11 protein-coding genes and 1 tRNA gene are annotated in these 19,182 nt (G+C 68.2%); 6 read left to right on the top strand and 6 right to left on the bottom strand.

What is annotated here, in order from left to right; all coding sequences use genetic code 11:
- The first annotated feature begins 31 nt into the window (after positions 1-31).
- Positions 32-4,942 (top strand): peroxidase family protein, encoded by a 4,911-nt coding sequence (locus V6S67_RS13890; protein ID WP_442884809.1) that lies wholly within the window; start codon positions 32-34, stop codon positions 4,940-4,942.
- A gap of 179 nt (positions 4,943-5,121) precedes the next feature.
- On the opposite strand, the gene V6S67_RS13885 is transcribed toward V6S67_RS13890, so the two are convergent.
- Positions 5,122-6,609 (bottom strand): catalase, encoded by a 1,488-nt coding sequence (locus V6S67_RS13885; protein ID WP_334210782.1) that lies wholly within the window; start codon positions 6,607-6,609, stop codon positions 5,122-5,124.
- Positions 6,610-6,636: 27 nt separating this feature from the next.
- The gene (locus V6S67_RS13880) at positions 6,637-7,107 is read right to left on the bottom strand and encodes a Fur family transcriptional regulator (RefSeq protein ID WP_334210781.1); all 471 of its coding nucleotides are present in this window, start codon (positions 7,105-7,107) and stop codon (positions 6,637-6,639) included.
- Positions 7,108-7,199: 92 nt separating this feature from the next.
- On the opposite strand from V6S67_RS13880, the gene V6S67_RS13875 reads away from it, so the two are divergent.
- The 3 genes from V6S67_RS13875 to htpX all read left to right on the top strand — a co-directional run bounded on the left by V6S67_RS13875 (position 7,200) and on the right by htpX (position 10,250).
- On the top strand, positions 7,200-7,904 hold the full coding sequence (locus V6S67_RS13875) for an esterase/lipase family protein (RefSeq protein WP_334210780.1): 705 nt from the start codon (positions 7,200-7,202) through the stop codon (positions 7,902-7,904).
- A gap of 86 nt (positions 7,905-7,990) precedes the next feature.
- A complete protein-coding gene (locus tag V6S67_RS13870) occupies positions 7,991-9,277 on the top strand; it encodes an MFS transporter (protein WP_334210779.1) in 1,287 nt (428 codons plus the stop codon).
- 94 nt (positions 9,278-9,371) lie between these two features.
- Positions 9,372-10,250, top strand: a complete 879-nt coding sequence (gene htpX, locus V6S67_RS13865; RefSeq protein ID WP_334210778.1) for a zinc metalloprotease HtpX — start codon at positions 9,372-9,374, stop codon at positions 10,248-10,250.
- 126 nt (positions 10,251-10,376) lie between these two features.
- Here htpX and V6S67_RS13860 read toward each other — a convergent pair whose 3' ends face one another.
- Positions 10,377-10,865 carry a YajQ family cyclic di-GMP-binding protein gene (locus V6S67_RS13860; protein WP_104051037.1) on the bottom strand — a complete coding sequence of 163 codons (489 nt, stop codon included), beginning with the start codon at positions 10,863-10,865 and terminating at the stop codon, positions 10,377-10,379.
- Positions 10,866-11,024: 159 nt separating this feature from the next.
- Between V6S67_RS13860 and V6S67_RS13855 the strand changes: the two genes are divergently transcribed.
- Both V6S67_RS13855 and V6S67_RS13850 read left to right on the top strand, forming a co-directional pair.
- Entirely contained in the window at positions 11,025-11,402 is a 378-nt protein-coding gene (locus tag V6S67_RS13855) for a hypothetical protein (RefSeq protein WP_334210777.1), read from the top strand.
- An 88-nt stretch (positions 11,403-11,490) separates the two neighbouring features.
- A tRNA-Tyr gene (locus V6S67_RS13850) sits at positions 11,491-11,572 on the top strand.
- Positions 11,573-12,339: 767 nt separating this feature from the next.
- Here the strand turns inward: V6S67_RS13850 and V6S67_RS13845 are convergent.
- The 3 genes from V6S67_RS13845 to V6S67_RS13835 all read right to left on the bottom strand — a co-directional run bounded on the left by V6S67_RS13845 (position 12,340) and on the right by V6S67_RS13835 (position 19,179).
- Positions 12,340-13,176, bottom strand: a complete 837-nt coding sequence (locus tag V6S67_RS13845; protein WP_334210776.1) for an excalibur calcium-binding domain-containing protein — start codon at positions 13,174-13,176, stop codon at positions 12,340-12,342.
- Between the two features lie 595 nt (positions 13,177-13,771).
- Positions 13,772-15,862, bottom strand: a complete 2,091-nt coding sequence (locus tag V6S67_RS13840) for a GDSL-type esterase/lipase family protein (protein ID WP_334210775.1) — start codon at positions 15,860-15,862, stop codon at positions 13,772-13,774.
- A gap of 296 nt (positions 15,863-16,158) precedes the next feature.
- Positions 16,159-19,179, bottom strand: a complete 3,021-nt coding sequence (locus V6S67_RS13835) for an alpha-mannosidase (protein ID WP_334210774.1) — start codon at positions 19,177-19,179, stop codon at positions 16,159-16,161.
- Between the last annotated feature and the right edge of the window lie 3 nt (positions 19,180-19,182).

Here is a 19,182-nt window from a genome sequence, read left to right as displayed (position 1 = left end):
GGTGGCCGGGGACCGGATGAGGGAAGTAGCTATGTCGAGGCATCACCGCACGAATCATCGAGGGGGCGGCGACTTCCGCCGCCAGTACGGAAGAAGTGTTCCCGCCAGGGTGACAGCGGGGCTGGTGGCACTGGTCCTCGGGTCCGGCGTCATGCCGGCCGTCCTTGCGCCGGCGGTCTCGGCCGCTCCTGTCGGCCAGGGGCTCACGCTCAACGCAGGGGACATGCGCTTCATCCTGAGGCAGATCAAGATCGCCGAGAACCACGCCACCAGGGAGGACGCCCAGGGCAATCCCGTGGCCGGAGCACCGCTGGTCGGTCCTGGGCCGAACCAGATCGTGAACCCGCTGCTGCCGTACGGGCTGCGCACCGTGGACGGCTCGGACAACAACCTGATCGAGGGCCAGCAGCAGTTCGGGTCCTCCAACATCCCCTTCCCCCGGCTGACGGACCCGCAATGGCGCGGGGCTCCGGACGGGAATTCCTACCGCTCGGTCAACACCAACATCACCGATGGGACGGCCCGATTCGTCAGTAACGCGATCGTCGACCAGACGTCGACGAACCCGGCGGCCATCGCGGCCGCCGGTCGGGCGCACCGGACCGTCAACGACGAGCCGACCGCCATCCCCTGCGAGAGCGCCGGCGTCCCCGCGGGCTGCGTGGAGGAAGGCGAGACGCTGGACATCCCGAACGTCACCACGGACTTCGGGCTGTCCCCGCCCTACAACGGCATGTTCGCCCTCTTCGGACAGTTCTTCGATCACGGCGTCGACTCCACGAGGAAATCGAAGAGCGTGGTGATGATGCCGCTCGCGGCCGACGATCCGCTCTTCGTGCCGGGCGGACGGACGAACTTCATGATGTTGAGCCGCGCCGAGAACCAGCCCGGCCCCGACGGCGTGCTCGGGACGGCCGACGACGTCCAGGACGGCACCAACACGAACTCACCGTGGGTCGACCAGAGCCAGACCTACACCTCGCACCCCGCTCATCAGGTCTTCCTCCGCGAATACGCACTGGACGCCGACGGCGACCCCGTCTCCACCGGCGACCTCGTCGAGGGCGCACCGGGCGGCCTGGCCACCTGGCAGGACATCAAGGACCAGGCGGCGGGCCTCCTCGGCCTGAAGCTGTCCGACGCCGACATCGGGAACATCCCCATGATCGCCACGGACCAGTACGGACGGTTCCTCCGGGGTCCGAACGGTCTTCCCCAGTACATCAGGCAGGACAGGACGATGGTGGAGGGCGACCTCGCGAACCCGGTCGCCCCTCCGGCCGACGTGCAGCGCATCGGCATCGCCTTCCTCGACGACATCGCCCACGCTGCCTCACCGTTCGATGCACGGTCCGGCGCGCTCCTCGCTGCCGACGGCAATACCGACATCACACCCGTCACCAGCCCGCAGCCGGCGGGCACCTACGACGACGAGATGCTGAACAGTCACTTCATCGCCGGTGACGGACGCGTCAACGAGAACATCGGCCTGACCGCGATCCACCAGGTGTTCCATTCGGAGCACAACCGGCTGGTGACGTACATGGAGGACCTCCTGACCTCCCTGAACCTCGACCTGAACGAGTGGAAGCTCCCCGACGGGACCTGGAACGGCGAGCGGCTCTTCCAGGCGGCACGGTACGTCACCGAGATGGAGTACCAGCACATCGTCTTCGAGGAGTTCGCCCGCAAGGTGCAGCCCGGACTGAACCCCTTCAACCCGTTCACCCAGGCCGACACGGGCATCGATCCGGCGGTGACCGCGGAATTCGCCCATGCGACCTACCGGTTCGGTCACTCGATGCTGACGGAGACGGTGGACAGGAAGACCAACGCCGGCCAGGACATCGGCATGCCGCTCCTCGATGCCTTCCTGAACCCTCCCGCCTATTACGCCAACGGCAGTGCCACGCTGACCCCGGACCAGGCCGCGGGGAGCATCGCCATGGGCATGACCGACCAGGTGGGCGCCGAGCTCGACGAGTTCGTCACCGACACGCTCCGCAACAACGTGCTGGGGCTGCCCCTCGACCTCGCGTCGCTGAACATCGCCCGCGGCCGGGAGACCGGTGTCCCCTCGCTCAACAACCTCCGCAGCCAGCTCTACGCGAAGACCGGCGAGTCGTCCCTGAAGCCCTACGCCAGCTGGGTGGACTTCGGCCAGGGGCTGAAGCACCCCGATTCCGTGGTGAACTTCATCGCCGCCTACGGACAGCACCCGAGCATCACGGGCGCCACGTCCATCGACGGGAAGCGTGCCGCCGCCCAGCTGCTGTTCGACATGGACGTGGCCAACCCGGCGACCCCCGCCGACGCGTACGATTTCGCGAACAGCACCGGGGCCTGGGCCACCACCGCCTCGGGACTCGACGACGTCGACCTCTGGGTCGGAGGACTCGCGGAGATGCAGAATCTCTTCGGCGGCCTGCTGGGCTCGACGTTCAACTACATCTTCGAACGCCAGATGACCGACCTGCAGGACGGCGACCGCCTGTACTACCTGTCCCGGACCTCCGGACTGAACCTGCGCACGGAACTCGAGGGCAACTCCTTCGCCGAGCTCATCATGAGGAACACCGACGCGGCCGCCCTGAAGGCCGACGTGTTCGGGGTCGCCGACTGCGAGTTCGAGCTGGCCAACATCGTGGGCACCACGGGGAACGCCGTCGCCGACGACCCCGCCTCGGCCTGCAACGAGTCGGCCCTGCTGATGAGGATGGCCGACGGGACCATCAGGTACCGCGTCAGCAATCCGGTGGACCGCCCCGGCCTCAACGCCCAGTCCACCTTCAACGGCACCGCCAGCACCGACAGGATCTGGGGCGGTATCGACAACGACACCTTCTGGGGCAACGACGGGGACGACGTCCTCGAAGGCTCCGACGGGGCGGACACCGTGCTCGGCGGTGCCGGTCGTGACCGCATCACCGACTCCCACGGGGACGACGTCCTGAAGGGCGGTCCCGGCAACGACGCCATCGACGCCGGACCCGGACTCGACATCATCATGTCGGCCGACGGGGCCGACTTCTCCAACGGCGGCCTGAACGGGAACGAGCACTTCGCGGGCGAGGGCGACGACCTCGTGATCGCCGGTGACGGTCCCGACACCGTCTTCGGCGGCGGCGGCGCGGACTGGATGGAGGGCGGCAACGCGAACGACCTCCTGCAGGGCGACAGCGGAGCCCCCTTCTTCGACGACATCAACAACCCGGGTCACGACGTGCTGATCGGGGACTCCGGCGAGGACGACTACGACGCCGAAGGCGGTGACGACGTCATGGTGGCCGGCCCGGGCATCGAACGCAACCACGGTCTGTACGGTTTCGACTGGGTCACCCACGCCAGGTCGATCGAACGCGCCGACTCGGACATGCGGATGCTCGTGGTGGAGGGCCCCAACGCCCTGCGCGACCGGTTCCTGCTGGTGGAAGCCCTGTCGGGCTGGGACAAGGACGACATCCTGCGCGGCGACGATGCCGTGCCGTCGGACCCCGACGCCGAGGTCGGCGTCCAGGGCCTGACCAACGCCCTCGACGCCGAAGGCATCGCCCGGATCGGCGGGCTCGCCGGTCTCCTGCCCGCAGGAGCGACGACCTTCGGGGCCGGCAACATCATCATCGGCGGGTCCGGGAGCGACGAGATCTGGGGCAACGGAGCCGACGACATCATCGACGGCGACAAGTGGCTCGACGTCCGCCTCAGCGTCCGCGACGACGCCGGAGCGGAGATCCGTTCGGCGGACTCCCTCACGGAGCTCCAGGCGGACATCATGGCCGGCAGGATCGATCCCGGGACCGTGGACATCGTGCGCGAGATCGTGTCCGGTCCGGCGGCCACCGACGTCGATACCGCGGTGTTCTCCGGTGCGCGGTCCGAGTACGGCATCACCACCACCGCGGGCGTCACCACGGTGACGCACACCGGCGGGTCCGCGGCGGACGGCACCGACACCATCACCAACGTGGAACGGCTGAGGTTCACCGACGGGACGGTCGAGATCTCACCCTCGGCCGCGGACACCACGGCACCGACGGTGGGCACCCGGACGCCGGCAGCCGACGCCGTCGGAGTGGCCGTGGGGACCACCGTGGGTGCGGTGTTCGCCGAGGCCGTGTCCGGGGTGAGTGGGACGACCCTGCGGCTGGCCGACCCGGCGGGCACCGCCGTGGCCGGCGCGGTCACCTACGACGGCGCGACGCGCACCGCGACGCTCGATCCGGCGACGGATCTCGCGGCGGGCACCCGATACACGGTGAGCCTGGCTGCGGGGATCACCGATGCCGCAGGCAACGCCCTCGCCCCGGTGAGCTGGAGCTTCACCACCGCCGCGGCGGGTGCTCCGGCCTACACGCCGCCGGCGGTGTCGCCCTTCGCGGACGTGACGACCAGCCAGCAGTTCTACAAGGAGATGGCGTGGCTGGCCGACCGGGGCATCAGCACCGGGTGGATCGAGGCGGACGGGACGCGTACCTACCGTGCCCTGCAGCCGGTGAACCGGGATGCGATGGCCGCGTTCCTCTACCGGGCGGCGGGGTCTCCGGCCTACACGCCGCCGGCGGTGTCGCCCTTCGCGGACGTGACGACCAGCCAGCAGTTCTACAAGGAGATGGCGTGGCTGGCCGACCGGGGCATCAGCACCGGGTGGATCGAGGCGGACGGGACGCGTACCTACCGTGCCCTGCAGCCGGTGAACCGGGATGCGATGGCCGCGTTCCTCTACCGGGCGGCGGGGTCTCCGGCCTACACGCCGCCGGCGGTGTCGCCCTTCGCGGACGTGACGACCAGCCAGCAGTTCTACAAGGAGATGGCGTGGCTGGCCGACCGGGGCATCAGCACCGGGTGGATCGAGGCGGACGGGACGCGTACCTACCGTGCCCTGCAGCCGGTGAACAGGGATGCGATGGCGGCGTTCCTCTACCGGGCCGCCGGCATGCCATGACCGGTCGCTGTGCCCGGCCGGTGAGGCCGGGCGTCTGACACCGGCGACCACCCGCACCACAGCATCAGCCATGCGCAGGCCGGCGCATGGCTGATGCTGTGTCGGTGGATCTCCGCCTTCCGGCCGGAGTGCAGGAAGGGCGGACCCGTGCGGATCCGCCCTTCCCGTGCGTGCCGGCCCTAGTAGAGGGCGGCCTCCGACTCGGTGGCCGGCGTGACGCCGTGGCCGAGGTTCGCGGCCAGCTTCGCGCCGAGCTCGGCGTCGACGTTGGCCCAGTACTGGACGGCCCGCGCCCGGATCTCGTCGCTCTGCACGCCGCCGACGGCACCCGTGATGGTCTCGAGGAAGCGCGCACGCTGCGCGTCGTCGAACACCTCGCGGTAGAGCGTCCCGGCCTGGCCGAAGTCGTCGTCCTCGGCGTGCAGCGAGTGCGCTGCACGGACGAGGTCGCCGTCGTTCTCCCAGCCGCCCTGGGCGCCGTACTGGGCGGGATCCGCGGCGGGACCGCCCACGGAGTTCGGTGCGTACACCGGCGTGGACGCCGCATTGAAGTGGTAGCGCGCCGCGCCGTCCTTCGAGTAGTTGCGCACCTCGTTCTTCGGCATGTTCACGGGCAGCTGCGCGTGGTTGGTGCCCACGCGGTAGCGGTGCGCGTCCGCGTAGGAGAAGATGCGCGCCTGCAGCATGCGGTCGGGGCTCGCAGCGATCCCGGGCACGAAGTTCGACGGCGCGAACGTGGCCTGCTCGATCTGCGCGAAGTAGTTCTCCGGGTTGCGGTTCAGGGTCAGCCGGCCGACGGGGATCAGCGGGTAGTCGCCCTGCGGCCAGACCTTCGTGAGGTCGAACGGGTTGAAGCGGTACGTCTTGGCGTCGTCGTAGGGCATGATCTGGACCTTGAGGTCCCAGCTCGGGTGGTTGCCCTTTGCGATGTTCTCCGAGAGATCGCGCAGGTGGTGGTCGGCGTCCGAGCCGGCGAGTGCCTCGGCCTCGTCGACCGTCAGCACCTCGTGGCCCTGGTTGGACTTGAAGTGGTACTTCACCCAGAACTTCTCGTCGGACTCGTTGATCCACATGTAAGTGTGCGAGCCGTAGCCGTTCATGGTCCGCCACGAGTTGGGCAGGCCGCGGTCACCCATCAGCCAGGTCACCTGGTGGGCCGACTCGGGGCTCAGCGTCCAGAAGTCCCACTGCATGTCGGCGTCGCGCAGGTTGGTGCCGGGGAGGCGCTTCTGCGAGTGGATGAAGTCGGGGAACTTGATGCCGTCGCGGATGAAGAACACCGGGGTGTTGTTGCCCACGAGGTCGTAGTTGCCCTCGGAGGTGTAGAACTTGAGCGCGAAGCCGCGGGGGTCGCGCCACGTGTCGGGGGAGCCCTGCTCGCCCGCCACGGAGGAGAAGCGCAGGAGGGTCTCCGTCGTCGTGCCCTTCTGGAAGAGCGCGGCGCGCGTGTACATGCTGACGTCCTCGGTGGTCTCGAAGACGCCGAACGCTCCGCCGCCCTTGGCGTGGACCACGCGCTCGGGGACACGCTCGCGGTTGAACTGGGCCAGCTTCTCGATGAGGTAGTGGTCGGTCAGCGGGATGGCGCCGTCGCGGCCGAGGACGGACGAGTTGCTGTCATCGATGACGGGGGCGCCGGACTGCGTGGTGCTGAAGTTCGCGGACATAGTGCTCCTATTCCTAGGGGTTGGGGATCAGGGGTGGCTGGGGGCTGCCGTGCGGCAGTCGTCGCAGAGGCCCTGGTACAGGACCTCTGCGATCAGGATGGTCATGCGGGAGGCGCCGGGCGACCATTCGGGCGTCAGGCAGGGCGCATGTCCCACGGCGCAGTCGACGTCCTCGATCCGGCCGCATCCGGTGCAGACGGCGTGGTGGTGGTTGTCGCCCACGCGCGTCTCGTAGCGGGCGGGGGAGTGCGGCGTCTCGATGCGGCGCAGCAGGCCGATGTCGGTGAGGTCGGCGAGGATCACGTAGACGGACTGCACGGTGATGTGCGGCAGGTCGGCGCGGACGGCGGTCGCGGCGTCGTCGGCTGTGGCGTGCGGCGACTGCTCGACGGCGGCGAGGACGGCGAGGCGCTGGCGCGTCACGCGCCGGTCCGCGGCGTGCAGCGCGGCGGACCAGCGGGCCTCCCGGGCCCCGGGCGTCGCGTTCGTCTGCATCATGCCGCAAGTCAAGCAGTAAATCTGAGGAACTCATAATAAGGCCGTACTAACTTGCGCCCCACGCGACGCGTGCGGTCGGTACCGTGGACAGGGTGGATCTTCTGAAGCGGGGCAGGGCCTGGGTGCTGGACTACGCGTACGTCGGTTTCTGGCAGGTGCAGGGATTCCTCGTCCGGATGGATCCCGCGCAGTACCTCACGCCGGCCCCGGACGCGCCGGAGGGCAAGGCCCCCGTGCTCCTGATCCCCGGGATCTACGAGACCTGGCAGTTCATGCGGCCCGTCGCGGACCACCTGCACCGGGCCGGCCACCCTGTCCACGTGGTGCAGAAGCTCGGCTACAACCGCGGCACGGTCGAGGCCATGGCCCAGCTCGCCGCGGGCTACCTCGAGGAGCACGACCTCACGGACGTCGTCGTCGTCGCCCACAGCAAGGGTGGCCTGATCGGCAAGTTCCTCATGACGATGTCCAGCGCGGGGCCGCGCATCAACCGCCTCGTGGCGGTCAACACCCCGTTCTCCGGGTCCGTGTACGCCAATTTCTTCCTCCTGCCGAGCATCCGTGCGTTCTCCCCGCACGATCCCACCCTCAGACGCCTGCGCGCCGACCTCGAATCCAACCAGCGCATCACCTCGATCTTCGGGCGGTTCGACCCCCACATCCCGGGCGGCAGCTTCCTTCAGGGCGCCCGGAACGTCCAGCTCGAGACGATGGGCCACTTCCGGCCGATCGCCGACAACCGGGTGCTCCAGGAGATCGACCGCGCCATCACGGCCGGCGACCGCGACCCCGCCTGAGGTCTGCCGGCCTGCCGCGGTCCGTCCCCCGCTCGGGGGCCCTGATTCGTTGCCGAAGCGAATCACTTCCGCGCTAGACTGCTCCCGTGCCCCGCCTCCTCGCCGACATCACCCCGCTGAAGGAGTCACCGGCCTTCCGCCGGCTCTACGTCGGCACGGCGCTCTCGGCCATCGGCACCCAGCTCACCATCGTCGCGGTCAGCCTGCAGGTCTACTCGCTCACGCAGTCCACCCTCAGCGTGGGTCTGCTCAGCCTCTTCGCGCTCGTCCCGCTGGTGGTCGCGGGGCTGTACGGCGGTGCGATCGCCGATGCGCAGGACCGCCGCACGGTGGCGCTGTACTCCGGGATGGCGCTGTGGGGCACCACCATGGCCATCGCCGCGCAGGCCTGGATCGGCGTGGACAGCGTCTGGCTGCTCTATCTCCTGATCGCCATCCAGTCGGGCGCCGCCGGCATCAACCAGCCCACGCGGAGCTCCATCATCCCGCGGCTCGTCCGGCCGGAGCTGCTGCCCGCGGCCAACGCCCTCAGCATGATCACGTTCGGCCTGGCGTTCACCGTCGGCCCGCTGCTCGCCGGGCTGCTCGTGGCGCAGGTGGGCTACGCCTGGACGTACACGATCGACGTCGTCACCTTCACCTTCGCGCTGTGGGCGGTGTTCCGGCTCCCGCCCCTGCCGCCCGAGGGGCCAACCCGCCGTGCCGGGCTCGCCACGGTGCTCGAGGGGTTCCGCTTCCTCGGGACCCGGCCCAACATCCGCATGACCTTCGTCGTGGACCTCATCGCCATGATCACGTCCCAGCCGCGGGCACTGCTGCCCGCGGTGGGGGCCGTGCTCATCGGCGGAGGGGAACTGACCGTGGGCATCCTGCTCGCCGCCAGCGCCTTCGGGTCGGTGCTGGCGGGGCTGTTCTCGGGACCGCTCGGCCGCGTGCACAAGCAGGGTCAGGCGGTGGTGTGGTCGATCGTGGGCTGGGGGGCCTCCGTGGCCGGCTTCGGGCTGGTCGTCGTCATGGCCGGCTCGTCCTCCCTTCCGACGCCGGGCGAGGGGGAGTTCTCCGTCTGGCTGCTGCCCGCGGCGCTCTGCCTCGTCCTCGCGGGTATCGCGGACTCGATCAGCAGCGTCTTCCGCAACACGATCCTCCAGTCCGCCACCCCCGACGCGATGCGCGGGCGCCTCCAGGGCGTCTTCATCGTCGTCGTCGCCGGTGGTCCGCGGCTCGGGGACATGGTGGCCGGTGGCCAGGCCGCCTGGCTGGGCGAGGGGTGGACCGCGGTCGTCGGAGGGATAGCGTGCGCCGTGCTGGTCCTCGCCGTCGCCCGCCGGCAGCCCCGCTTCCTCGAGTACGACTCCCGCCGCCCCCAGCCCTGAACGGGGCCCGCCCCGTACCCTAGGGGGAACGGGCCGCTGCGACCCTCCGTTGTACTGACGGGCCGCCAAGCCCCCACCAGCCAAGGAGTTCTCAGTGCACAACCATTTCAACGGTGCCAAGACGGCGTTGTTGTTCGGTGCCCTCATGGGCATCTTCCTCGTGTTCGGCGCGGTCATCGCGGGAGCGACCGGCAGCTCGGCGTTCATCTGGCTCTTCGCCCTGCTCGGCGTCGGATCGATCGCCTACAGCTACTGGAACAGCGACAAGATCGCGATCCGCAGCATGCGCGCCGTCGAGGTGACGGAGCAGCAGGCGCCGGCGATGTACCGGATCGTCCGCGAGCTCAGCACGCGTGCCGGTAAGCCCATGCCGCGGCTCTACGTCTCCCCGACCATGGCGCCCAATGCCTTCGCCACCGGCCGCAACCCGGAGAACTCGGCCGTGTGCTGCACGCAGGGCATCCTGCAGCTGCTGAACGAGCGTGAGCTGCGCGGCGTCCTCGGGCACGAGCTCATGCACGTGTACAACCGCGACATCCTCACGGGATCCATCGCCGCAGCCGTCGCCGGTGTCATCACGTCGGTGGCGCAGATGTTCGCGTTCGCCGGCATGATGGGCGGCAACCGGAACCAGGGCGGCAACCCCATCGCGGCACTGCTGCTCGCCTTCCTCGCACCCCTGGCCGCGGGCCTCGTCCAGACCGCGATCGGGCGCACGCGTGAGTTCGACGCCGACGAGGACGGCGCCGCCCTCACGGACGACCCGCTGGCCCTCGCCTCGGCGCTGCGCAAGCTCGAGACCGGGACCCAGCGTGCGCCGCTCCCACAGGATCAGCGCCTCGTGAACACCTCGCACCTCATGATCGCCAACCCGTTCAAGGGCGGCGGGATGAGCCGCCTGTTCGCGACCCACCCGCCCATGGCGCAGCGCATCGCACGTCTCGAGGGCATGGCGCAGCGTCCGCTGACGTGACCTGACCTGACTTCACCTGACCTGGCCTCGACCGGCAGGCCCAGGACGGTCCTGCCCAGGACGGACAGACGACGACGGCGGCCCCTCGGGAGGGGCCGCCGTCGTCGTCTGCGATCACGTCGGGCGTCAGCGCATGTTCACGAACTGCAGATCTGCCTCGTCGAAGTTCTTGAGCAGCGCCATGGTGGCCTGAAGGTCGTCCCGGGACTTCGAGCTGACGCGCAGTTCGTCGCCCTGGATCTGGGACTTGACGCCCTTGGGCCCCTCGTCGCGGATGAGCTTGTTGATCTTCTTCGCGATGTCCTGTGCGATGCCCTCCTTGATGGAGGTCTCCAGGCGGAACTCCTTGCCCGAGGGGAACGGTTCGCCGGTGTCCAGGGACTTCAGGGAGATGCCGCGCTTGATCATCTTGGACTGCAGCACGTCGAGCACGGCCAGGACGCGCTCCTCCGAGTTCGCCTTCATGAGGATCTTCTCGCCGCTGAAGTCGACCTCGGCGCCGACGCCCTTGAAGTCGTAGCGCTGGGCGATCTCCTTCTGTGCCTGGTTCAGAGCGTTGGCCACCTCCTGCTTGTCCACTTTGCTTACGACGTCGAACGTGGATTCGCTCGCCACGGTGCCTCCTCGGGGTGATTGGGTCTCTTGGCTCCAAGAATATCCGCAACCCCGCGGAGGCCGCGCCGGTCTCTCCCAGTGGGTGCACAGGAACCACAGGGCAGCTGCACAAGCACCGGTGGCACGGTGGGGAGCATCCACCGCACCCCGAGGAGCCCGATGTCCGAGACGCCACGCCGCCGCTACCAGATCCGACTCCGCAAGGCTGTGGCGGGGTCCTTCCTCGCTGCCGCCACCGCGGCGACCCTCACGGGCTTCTCCGCGGCCCCGGCGCTCGCCGTGCCCCCACGCGTCCTGGCGACGAGCACGGACACCGCGGACCACGAGGCGAACGACATCATCCTCGGCCTCGACTCGGCCTCCTCCGTCACCGTCGCCTCGTCGATCGCCGTCGCGACCCCGGCGCAGTCCTCGACGGAACGCCTCGCCGGTGTCCGTGCCGACCTCGACCGGGCCGTCCTGCTGCGCATGGCCACCCCCGGTCAGGCCGACGCCTTCTATGCGCAGATCGAACGCCGGGTGGCTGCAGGACTCTGATCGGGGGCCCGATTCGTCTCCGGGGCGGTTTGTCTGTAAAGTTGTCTTGCCCGCGCTTGCTGCGGGTGGTCTTCCTATGAAGACGTTCGGCAGATTACCCGAGCGGCCAAAGGGGGCTGACTGTAAATCAGCTGGCAACGCCTACGGGGGTTCGAATCCCTCATCTGCCACTCGCCAGCAATGGCGGGAGATCTGGACCCACTGGGACCTCTTCGGAGGTCCTGGTGGGTCTTTTTCATTGGTCCGTGAGCACACTCTTACGCCTGGGCAGCAGCGACGCCGTGCAGGTCATTCCCGGCGGCGAGCATGAGACTCAAGTGCAGGTGCCGCAGGTCGTGGAACCTCATTGGCAGCCCGAGCTTCGCCACAGTCGACTGAAAGGGCACAAAGGCTGTGCGGGACGCATCTCGTGGGCGTCCTGATGCGTATCACGCGCCTTTCCACGTTCGCATCGCCGCACCTTGTCACGCTTCTTCGCCTGATGGGACGGCCAGGCCGTGAGCCCGGGTAGGGCAGGGTCCAGGAGGGCCGCTACACAGCTCCTGCGGACTCCGATCTCGAATCATGCCCTTCCAGGGCGTTCTGGTCGACCTTGAGCGAGCTATACGGGGACTGAGGTGTCCCTCCATCTCCGGCAGTCCCACTGATCGCCGTCGCAGAGAAAATCGGGAGCGTCGACAGCAGACGCAACCCTATGAACCCCACAAGTGTCTCCAACCCGGTTGTCTCCGCCTACCCGCCGCACCCCCGAGCCCAGTGAGCAGAAGCGCCTCATCCCGTGGGAGATGCGGCGTTTCTGTGATTGGTGGCGGCAGTAGACCGCCGCCATACGAAAGACACGCGGGAGCTTCGCTGGCTTGAGGTTGGGGTGCGGAAGGGCCCCCATAACTGATGCGTTGTGGCGGCCCTTCCGGTCGAGCAACTACTCGAGCGACCCTTATTCGCAGGCGATGCCGTCGCCTTCACGGTCAAGTCCCGGACGATAGCCCGGCTGCCCACGGTACAACGGTGCTGCACCCGCTGCCCGAACTGCGTCGCAGTTCTCGTAGTACACGCCACTTGGCGGTGGCGGCTGCGGAGTGGTCGGCGGTGCGGGAGGAGTGCCCTGCATGGTGGGACGAGGAGAACCGGCTCCGACCCACTCGTTGTAACTCACCGGACGATTCATGCCCGGGCCGGCGTACCAGATCGTGGTGCTGCCGTAGTTCTGGTAGAACTGATCGCCGTTGATCCGCCGCACTACCTGAGGTGTCGGGAAGGCTTCTTCCTGCCACCTCGGGTAACTCAGAGCGTAGCCCTGTCCGGCACTGATGTTGGTCATCCAGGTGAGTTCCGGAGCCCACGAGAGCTTGAAAACCCCTTCGTTGGCGCGGTCGGCGAACGACCTGTAGCCGGATGCCGCCCATTCCGGGCCAGTGAGCTTGTGGTTCACGCCGTCGGCGCCTTCCACGAAGAGTTCGGCGTTCGTGCCCCACTTGTAGTAGTAGCTGCCTTGGATCCACCCTGCGATCCTCGGCGTTGGGGATCCGGCGGTGCGGTACTGGTTGTAATCGATGGCAGTCCACTGCCAGGAATTCTCGTCGTCTGCCCAGAACGTCACCGCGTAGACGGTCGCCGACCATGGGTACTTCACGAAATCCGTCGGTGTCGGCTGAGGAGTCTGGAAGCCATAGACGTCCCGCCATTCGTCGTAACTGATCGGTATAGGAGACCCGTTCCCGATCCTGTAGATGGTTCCGTCGTAGGGGGTCTTGTACAACAAATCGGGGTTCACTTGCGCTGCCGTTGCTGCAGGGACCACGGATCCGACTCGCACCTCAGCGTGCGCGGGGGTGACGGCGAGCGTGGACAGGGATGCGGCCGTAGCCAGGCACGCAAAAGCGGACATTATCCGCCGAAAGCGATTATTCACAGGCGTCTCTCCATGAGGAGCCGCGGACGCGGCTGAAAGATGATGGCCTGAGCATACGTGTTCCGATACTGGCCGAGCGAGGATCAGGTCCGTCCGAAATTCTTCTGGTGCAGCAGCGCCCTGACCGGGAGGTAACAGACGCTACTGCGCCGACTGGCGTCAGGGGCATTTCAGCCCTTCTGCCTGACTCCTCCAGCGCGTTGATCCGCACTCAGCAATCGCAGATCATGTCGGCGCCAAGGCGCCTCGAACGGTTCACGGGGTCCTCCATCGAAGGCGCCGAGGCCACCCGTAAGATCGCCCGGCACCTCCGCGACGTCCCGCAATGGACGACGTCCCGCAATGGACGCGGCCGACTCTCCCCCAGCTAACACCGGACACGGCACACGGAAGATTGCGAAACCCACCGCTGGCCTCGTGCAGGACCTGAGCGGTCTACAAGCCTGCGTTCTGATGCCTACCTCTTGAGTGCGGCCGCCAATCTCGCTGTGTACAGCGGGGCGACGGCGTCGTGCCCGGCCTGTGACATGTGGACGTTATCCAAGTACTGAGCGTTGGCCGCGCTGGCGAGGCCGGCAACGGAGACGAACGTGACACCCTGCCTGGCCGCATTGGCGGCCAGCACGTCGTCAATGTGACGACGCCGGTTATGGGAGACATCGTTGCGGGACATCACGCCGTTGATGATGATCCTGCTCTGCGGGTACATCAGCTTCAGCTTCGCCCAGAGGGCTGAACTGTCAGCGATGACTTGCGCGTCGGATCGTCCCGCGGAGGCATCATTGCCGCCCAGGGAGACCAGTACGAGACCCGGGGAGCCACCCGGAAAAGGCACCCGTCCCTGCTGAACGGCCGTCCAGCCGGTGCCACCGGCCGAAGGGCTGGAGGTGGAGTAACCGATCCCGCCGTAGGAGAAGTGTGAAGCTTGATCTGTGAAGCCCAGAGCACGGGCGCCCTGCTCACTCCAGGAGTCACCGTCGAGTTGTGAATCGCCATAGAGCACCACTGATGTGGCCGTGGCCTTGACGCTGGTGAACGGGTAGACGGGGGGAGCGCCCCGCACAGAGAAGCTTGGAGAGCCCGCCCGCACCCACTCGGAGTAGGTGACAGGACGGTTCATGCCGGGCCCGGCGTACCAGATCGTGCTGCTGCCGTAGTTCTGGTAGAACTGGTCGCCGTTGATCCGCGCCACCGTCCGGGGAGTCGGCAGTGCTTCTCCCTGCCAGCGCGGGTAGTTGAGCGGAGCCCCTTGACCGGTGCTGATGTTGCTCATCCAGGCGAGCTCGGGTGCCCACGACAGTTTCAGAACACCCTCGTTCGCGCGGTCGACGAAAGGTCTGTACCTGGAAGCCGCCCACTCCGCCCCGGTCAGCTTGTGCTTGACCCCGTCCGCGCCTTCCACGAAGAGTTCGGGCGAGGTGCCCCACTTGTAGTAATGACTCCCTTGAATCCATCCAGCGGCCCTGGGCTTCGGGAACCTCGCCATCCGGTACTGGTTGTAGTCGAGGGCCGTCCACTGCCACGATGCTTCATCCTGCGTCCAGAATGTCACCGCGTAGACGGTCGGCGACCAGGGATACTTCACGTAATCCGTCGCGGTCGGCTGTGGTGGACGAAACCTGTAGACCTCGCGCCACTCCTCGTAGGAGATGGCGTACGGCACCCCACTGATCTGCTTGTAGATGGTGCCGTCAAAGCTGTGCTTGAACAGAGGGCCGGGCGGCGGCGTGGGTTCAGGCGTGGGTTCGGGCGCGGGCGGCGTGGGTTCAGGCGTGGGTCCGGCCGCGGGCGGCGTGGGTTCGGGCGCGGGCGGCGTGGGTTCGGGCGCGGGCGGCGTGGGTCCAGGCGCGGGCGGCGTGGGTCCGGGCGTCGATGTGACTGGCACTGCCACCGCCATTGCCGGAACGATGACACTGAAATCCTGGCACTCGCCGCTCAGTAGCGATAGAAGCTGCGCCTGCTCTGTCGCATCCACGGAGAGGCCCCACCGGTACTTCACACGTACCCACTCGGATGCGTACTGGCACTGGGCGTCGGCGGCCGGTGGAAGCCACTCGTCCGGGTCAGACGCACCCCTCGACTCCGAGAGGCTTTTCGTCAAGGTGACGAGTGAGGCGGTAAGGCCGAGGTCGTTCGCGAATCGCTGACGCGTGCCGGGGTCCCAGGTCGAAGCGCCGGAATACCAGGCCTCACTGAGAGGGACCAGGTGATCGACGTCGACGTCTGCTGCGTCGGTCTGCGTCTGCCCGGCGTAGGCCGAGGACCACTGACCAGCCACGACAGAGCAGCCGTCAGCCGTCAGAGTCACGGGGACGAGGGAGTCTCGCGCGAGAACTTCCTGGTAGGTATCCCGGCAGTCACCGTCGTCGTCCGTCCAGTGGTGGAAGTGATCGCGGTTGTACGCTGGCCCGACTGCGGCACGGACGGCCAGTTCCGACACGAGGGACAGGGCGCTGACCTGCTGTCCTTCGCGAGCGGTGGCATGCGACGGCACGACGGCGACGGCGACTGCCGCAGTGGTGATGGCCAGGCACGTCAGCGCAGACATGGCCCGACGACGGCGGGTATGCAAAGTGTGTCCCCCTGAGAAGCCGCAGACGCGGCTGAAAGTTGATGGCTTGAGCCTACTTCCCCCGCCGTTCCCGAACTATCACCTGGCTTACCTCCGGCTCATGAAGGACCCCGGCTGGGCGTGATCCTCCTCGTGCTGAGACCTGATGTGTCGCCAGATCGAGCATCGCTCGCCGTCAGCGACATGAGAAACCCTCCGCGCGGGGAAAGCTCTGCCTCGGGACGCTGTCCGTGAGGAGATGGCGCTCCGGGCAGGGCCGCTGTCCGACTTCGTCAGCAGGCCATGGCGAAGCGGAGCGTGACGATCTGGAACGGCCGGAGGGCGAGGTGCACGCCGTCACCGTCGCGCCGAGCGATGGCGACGTCCTCAACCAGCCGCTCGAGCAGGTCCGTCTCCGCCACCGAGGAGAACTCGAAGCCCGCACGAAGAGCACCCCGCGACCGGTTCCCATGGGCCTCGTACAGCCGCACGACGACGTCGCCCGAGCCGTCCTCGGCCAGCTTGACGGCCTCGACGACGTGGCCGGGGTTGTCGAGCCGGACGAGTGGTTCGACCGCCGTCCGCACCACGCCGCGAACGGTCCGCAGCGGCAGGTTCAAGCGGTATCCCTCGGCGACGGCGTCGGGGATTCCCGCTCCGAGCAGGACCGAGACCTCCATGCGATGGCTGCCCTGGTCCGCCCCCGGGTCGGGGAACAGGGGTGCGCGGAGCAGTGAGAGCCGGACGGTGGTCGTGGTCGCCCGTCCGGCCGGGGTGCGGGTGATGTCGTGTCCGTAGGTGGAGTCGTTGGCGACGGCCACGCCGTAGCCCGGCTCACCGACATGCACCCACCGGTGGGCCACCGTCTCGAAGCGCGCCGCGTCCCAGGACGTGTTCGCGTGCGTGGCGCGGTGGACGTGGCCGAACTGGATCTCCGACGTCGCGCGCTCGGCCTGGACATCGAGGGGGAATGCCAGCTTCAGCAGCTTCTGCCGCTCGTGCCAGTCCACCTCCGTGCTGATCTGCAGCCTCGGAGCGGTCGCGTCGAGAGCGAGGTGCTGCACGACCCGTGATGAGCCGAAGGTCCGTTCGATCCGCAGTGCCTGCCCGGCGGGGCCCTCGACGATCTCCAGCGCTGAGACGTCCACGAGGTCGGTCGTGATCCGGCGGTAGTGCTCGTCGAGGTCCCAGGCATCCCACTGCGTCGGCGTATCGCGGTGCAGTTGCAGCAGGTTGGCAGCGGACCCGGCAGTGACAAGCTCCCTCTCCACGGTCGCGTCCCACAGCGAGCGGATGAGGCCCGCGGTGTCGACCTCGACGCGGGCGGAGCCGTTCTCGAGGACGAAACCGTCATCGGTCCGCCTGACGGTCGCGTTCGCGGTGACCGGCTCGGTGCCCGCGGCGAGGGCGGCCACGGCGCCGACGGGGAACGGTGAGGCGTTGAGTACGGCGGTGTCCTGTCCCCGACCCAGGAGGGTGCGGGCCGCCGCCTCGATGACGGACCCGAGCCGCACCGCCACGTCGGCGTAGTTCCGCTCGGCCTCGTGGTGCACCCAGGCGATGGAGGTGCCCGGGAGGATGTCGTGGAACTGCTGCAGGAGCACCGTCTCCCAGGCCGCCCGCAACTCCTCGGCCGGATAGGGCGATCCCGTCCGGACCGTCGCCGTCGCAGACCACAGCTCGGCCTCACGCAGCAGGTGCTCGGACCGCCGGTTACCGCGCTTGGTGCGTGCTTGGGAGGTGTAGGTGCCGCGATGGAACTCGAGGTACAGCTCGCCGGACCACACGGCCGGCTCCGGGTACTCTGCCTCGGCGGCCTCGAAGAACGCGCGCGGACCGGACAGTTCCACGGTGGGGGATCCCTCGAGCGACCGGGTGCGGCGCGCGGCAGCGATCATCTCGCGGGTGGGTCCGCCGCCACCGTCGCCGTGGCCGAAGGGAAGCAACGAGGTCGTGCCCTGTCCCTTCTCCGCATAGTGCCGCTCGGCGCGGGCGAGCTCGTCGGCACCGAGGTGGGCGTTGTAGGTATCGACGGGCGGGAAGTGCGTGAAGATACGGGACCCGTCGATGCCCTCCCACCGGAAGGTATGGTGCGGCATCCTGTTGGTCTCGTTCCAGGAGATCTTCTGCGTCAGGAACCACCGCGCACCTGCCGCGGTCATGATCTGCGGGAGGGCTGCCGAGTACCCGAAGGAGTCGGGGAGCCAGACCTCCTCGCACTCGACCCCGAACTCGCGCAGGAAGTAGCCCTTCCCGAGGACGAACTGCCGTGCAAGCGCCTCGCCGCCCGGGAGGTTCGTGTCCGATTCGACCCACATGCCGCCGACCGGCACGAAGTTCCCGGACGCCACCTTCTCCCTCACGCGCTCGAACAGCTCCGGGTAGGACTGCTGGAGCCAGGCGTAGTGCTGCGCCGAGGACGCCGCGAAGACGACGTCCGGATTCTCGTCAATCAGGTCGCACACGTTCGAGAACGTTCGGGCGACCTTCCGCACGGTCTCGCGGGTCGGCCACAGCCAGGCGGAGTCGATGTGTGCATGGCCGACGGCGTGCAGGTGGTGGGCGCTCGCCGCCGCCGGTCGAGCGAGGGCCGGAGCGAGGACGGACCGCCCGCATGCGGCGGTGCCGGAGACGTCGTCGGGATCCACGGTGTCCACCATGCGGTGCAGCGCGTGGAGGATCTCGGCTCGTCGCTGCGAGGACGCGGGGAGCTGCCCCACCAGCCCGAGGAGTGCGTCCAGATCCTGCTGCAGCTCCCAGACCGGCAGGTCGAGGAGCCCCACCTCGATCTGCGTGAGCCGGTACAGGTGCTCGTCACCCGCCGTCGCCCTGTCACCGTACGACGTGGGGGTGAACCGGAAGCCCTGGGCGACGTCCGGGTTCGCGGCCGCCTCGATGTAGACGTCCACCGCGCCGGCGGCATCGAGCCCGACGGCCCGATTCAGGGGCGCCACGGCCTTGATGATCCTGCCCGACGGTGCGAACACCGTCCCTTCCGCCTGGAAGCCGGACTGGTGGCCGGTGAAGCCGAGATCGACGACCAGTTCGACCCGTACGTCGGCCTCCTCCGCCCAGGCGGCCGGGATCCCGCCCTCGGCATGGAACCACACCGTGCCCCAGGGGCGCCCCCACGTCATGCCGTGTGCAGCGGGCAGGAATCGCTGCCCGACGGCGACGTCGAACGGTACCGGTTCGTCGGGCACCTCCCAGCAGGACAGCGTGAGCGGTGCCGTGCGGCGGTACAGGGCGGAGACGAGCCGCTCATCGCGGAACCGGCGGATGCGGCCCTCGGCGAGGCGGGAGTCGTAGTGCATGGG

This window comes from Arthrobacter sp. Soc17.1.1.1, from assembly GCF_036867195.1.
Taxonomy (GTDB): Bacteria; Actinomycetota; Actinomycetes; order Actinomycetales; family Micrococcaceae; genus Arthrobacter_D.
This window is presented reverse-complemented; position numbering and strand designations above follow the sequence as displayed.

Coding starts and splice junctions, on each gene's coding strand:
- V6S67_RS13890 (WP_442884809.1), top strand. CDS start 32: ATGTCGAGGCATCACCGCACGAATCATCGAGGGGGCGGCGACTTCCGC.
- V6S67_RS13885 (WP_334210782.1), bottom strand. CDS start 6,609: ATGTCCGCGAACTTCAGCACCACGCAGTCCGGCGCCCCCGTCATCGAT.
- V6S67_RS13880 (WP_334210781.1), bottom strand. CDS start 7,107: ATGATGCAGACGAACGCGACGCCCGGGGCCCGGGAGGCCCGCTGGTCC.
- V6S67_RS13855 (WP_334210777.1), top strand. CDS start 11,025: ATGTCCGAGACGCCACGCCGCCGCTACCAGATCCGACTCCGCAAGGCT.
- V6S67_RS13840 (WP_334210775.1), bottom strand. CDS start 15,862: ATGTCTGCGCTGACGTGCCTGGCCATCACCACTGCGGCAGTCGCCGTC.
- V6S67_RS13835 (WP_334210774.1), bottom strand. CDS start 19,179: ATGCACTACGACTCCCGCCTCGCCGAGGGCCGCATCCGCCGGTTCCGC.